Raw genomic sequence first — 2,811 nt, 5'->3', positions numbered from 1 at the left:
GCTTTAGAAGCAACGCGTGAAGGTTACAAGGTAGGTACTCGAAATATTGTTGAAGTACTTGATGCCGAGCGTAACTATTTCACTGCACTTCGTGACTACGCGAATGCTCGCTTCGATTTTGTAGAAAGTAGCCTACGCATAAAACGCGCAGCGGGAACCTTAAGTGTTAAAGACATTGAAGCTCTGAACGCCTGGCTATCGCCCGGCCAGTAAGCTCTAGCTTTCTTCAAGCAAGGGCTGCAGGTGGTCAACAACACGTTTCACCGCTCCCTTGCTAGCCTCAACTTTCTGCAATGCATTTTGCCCCATTTCCTGAGCCCGTTCCGGGTTTGAAAATAGCATTCCGAGCGACTCGAGCAACGCGAGTTCATCTGCCACAATTTCCATACCCTTGGCTTCGACCAGTTGATGACAAATAGCTTCAAAATTAAAGTAATGGGGGCCAATTAAAATCGGCAACCCCAAAGCGCCTGGCTCAATCGGGTTATGGCCACCAATTTCGGTAAATGAACCGCCTATTACCGCAACCTGAGCTGTCGCATAAAAATCCATCAACTCCCCCATGGTATCCACCACAAATACTTCTGCATCGCTGGGAATTTTTTCAAATTCGCTTCTTCGTGCGGTGTTAAAGCCTTGCTTATTTGATTGCTGAAAAGCACTTTCGAAGCGCTCAGGGTGCCTAGGCACTAATACCAGCAAGGCATCGGGAAAGCGCTGCCTCAAACGTTCATGCACTTTTAAAACCAGCTCGTCTTCGCCTTCATGCGTACTCGCCGCGACCCAAATCTTAGGCTTAGCGGGTAAATTTGCGCTCAGGTGAGCGGCTTTTTTAACATGACTATCTTCCACGTTCGTATCAAACTTTACGCTACCCGTTACAAAAATCTTTTCCTTTGCGATATCTAGTGATTCAAATCGTGAAGCATCATTTTCGTACTGGCATAGCACGAGTGACAGATCATTCAACATCCAACCAATAGCGGGTTTCAAGCGTCGGTAGCCTTTTGCTGAGCGCTCTGACAAACGCGCATTAGCGATGACAACCGGGCAGTTTCTTCGCATCACCTGGTGAATCATATTTGGCCAGAGTTCGGTTTCCATAATGATCAGACATTCAGGTTTTACCCGGCGCAAAAACGCCTTCACCATAAAGGGAATATCGTAAGGTGCATAGACATGAAACACATCACTGCCAAAGCGCTTTCTAATTTGCTCGGAGCTGGTTGGCGTCATACTAGTGATAACGATATCTCGGTTTGGAAAACGCCTTTGAATCTCTCGAATAATTGGCTCCGCTGCTAGCACTTCGCCTACGGACACAGCATGCACCCAAATACTTCTATTCAGCTTTGGCGCATTAAAAAAACCAAAACGCTCCATTTTTCTGGCCTTATATTCTGGCGCCTTAAATCCTCGCCATAAAAGCTTCAGATAAACAAATGGCATACAGAGTGCGAAAAGAATTGTGTAAACTAAGCGGAACATAAGCGCCTTTCGAAAAATTCAAAAGACGCAGTATAGACGATTAGCAGCGCTTCTCACATCACTTGATGAGAGAGCGCTTCCGAGGAAAACGATATCTATGTCAAGCCAATCTAACACGAGAGCTACCCGACCTTTGATGGTTTGGGTCTGTCATGATGGGCGGGCCGGACACATCAGTCAGCTAAAAGGTCTAACTAAAGCGCTTGCCCGCCAGACTAATATCGAAGAGCTCTGGCTAGACAGCCAAACACTGCAAGTCGGCTTTCGAGGATTGTTACTTCCCACAAAACAGGATAACAGCCCGGACATCATCATTGGCGCAGGGCACGGCACTCACAAAAGCCTGCTCATGCTCGCCCGGACCCACCGCGCCAAAAGCTTTGTCATTATGAAACCCAGCCTACCGCTGCCGCTATTTGATGGCGTCATTTGCCCCGAACATGACGGGCTAGCCAATAGTGAACGGGTCATGACAACGCAAGGGCCTATCACAAAGATTTCACCCCCACCAAACACGAAACGAACACAACACCTTATGATGATCGGCGGCCCTTCTAAGCACTTCGTATGGGACGAGTCGAATTTGATTAAGCAAATCCAAGAAATTTGCGACACCCGCCGGGAAGTTTTATGGCACTTGAGCGACTCGCCACGAACACCGCTAAGCTTTATCGACAAGATTTCAAGTTTCGAAATAGCAAACCTAAGCTGTCACCGGTATCAAGATGGCAGTTTTGGCCCAGTAGATGAAGCACTTCAGTCCAGCGCTTTTACTTGGGTAACACCTGACAGCATGTCAATGCTCTACGAGTCCTTAACGTCAGGCTCGCCCACCGCACTATTAGAGCTGCCAATGGTATCGAAATCAGAAAAGAAGCGAATTTGCATGCATATCAACAGACTCACCTCTAGCGGCAAACTTATCGACTTCGGTCAATGGCAAAGCAATAAGAAAGCACAGTTTTATCCTGACTTACCAGCAAGCCTTGACGAGGCTTCGGCAGCTGCCACCTGGCTTTTGAAACGATACCAACAACTTTCTCTTACTGCGCAAACCACAGGGCAAGCATGAGACAAAAAACGATATTACAAGTTTTGCCAAGCCTGGTTTCTGGCGGTGTCGAAACAGGCACTTTAGACCTCGCTCAAGAACTGGTTGAGCAAGGCTACCGTTCATTGGTTGTTTCTTCTGGCGGCCCTATGGTTAAGGCGCTTGAACAACAAGGGTCGAAGCATATCGAGCTCCCCGTTCACAGCAAGAACCCCATACTTATGTGGTGGAACAGTAGAAAGCTAGCAAAGCTGATAGAAACGCAGAAGATT

General features: G+C 47.6%; 4 protein-coding genes. 3 read left to right on the top strand and 1 reads right to left on the bottom strand.

What is annotated here, in order from left to right; all coding sequences use genetic code 11:
• Positions 1–213 (top strand): TolC family protein (locus A3729_RS15340; protein ID WP_197475871.1); only part of this gene is annotated, 213 nt, incomplete at its 5' end.
• Positions 214–216: 3 nt separating this feature from the next.
• Here the strand turns inward: A3729_RS15340 and waaA are convergent.
• Positions 217–1,488, bottom strand: coding sequence for a lipid IV(A) 3-deoxy-D-manno-octulosonic acid transferase (waaA, locus tag A3729_RS15335; protein WP_068508161.1), 1,272 nt, complete (start codon positions 1,486–1,488; stop codon positions 217–219).
• A gap of 97 nt (positions 1,489–1,585) precedes the next feature.
• On the opposite strand from waaA, the gene A3729_RS15330 reads away from it, so the two are divergent.
• On the top strand, positions 1,586–2,560 hold the full coding sequence (locus A3729_RS15330) for an ELM1/GtrOC1 family putative glycosyltransferase (protein WP_068554042.1): 975 nt from the start codon (positions 1,586–1,588) through the stop codon (positions 2,558–2,560).
• The coding region (locus A3729_RS15325) for a glycosyltransferase (RefSeq protein WP_156497969.1) at positions 2,557–2,811 on the top strand (255 nt) is incomplete at its 3' end. The genes A3729_RS15330 and A3729_RS15325, both read left to right, overlap by 4 nt.

The sequence above is a fragment of the Oleiphilus sp. HI0043 genome (assembly GCF_001634935.1).
The sequence above is the reverse complement of the archived record's forward strand: the minus strand, read 5'-3'. Positions and strand labels throughout refer to the sequence as shown.

Excerpts from the sequence above, each read along its gene's own strand:
- waaA (WP_068508161.1), bottom strand. The coding sequence starts at position 1,488 with ATGTTCCGCTTAGTTTACACAATTCTTTTCGCACTCTGTATGCCATTT.
- A3729_RS15330 (WP_068554042.1), top strand. The coding sequence starts at position 1,586 with ATGTCAAGCCAATCTAACACGAGAGCTACCCGACCTTTGATGGTTTGG.